General features: G+C 67.7%; 1 protein-coding gene. It reads right to left on the bottom strand.

Annotated features, from left to right (window positions below; translation table 11 throughout):
* A partial coding sequence (locus tag E4K09_RS15270; RefSeq protein ID WP_193557295.1) for a signal recognition particle receptor subunit alpha occupies nt 1-223 on the bottom strand: 223 nt, incomplete at both ends.

Raw genomic sequence — 223 nt, 5'->3', positions numbered from 1 at the left:
TCACGAAGGGTTTCCGGGTCCGGTCGATGGTGAGCGCCTGGGCCACCGGCTGAAGCGTCCTCTCCACTTCGCTCGCCAGGATGGTCCGCACCTCCTGGGGCGAGATCTCCTGGTTGTAGCGGCCGGCCGAGATCGCCTCCGTGATCCGCATGGCGGTGGGCACGCCGAGATCGGCCTGGATCAGGGCGTCCTCCAGATCCTGGAGGGTGGCCTCGTCGAGCTT

It is taken from the genome of Microvirga pakistanensis (assembly GCF_004458765.1).
Lineage (GTDB): Bacteria > Pseudomonadota > Alphaproteobacteria > Rhizobiales > Beijerinckiaceae > Microvirga > Microvirga pakistanensis.
This window is presented reverse-complemented; position numbering and strand designations above follow the sequence as displayed.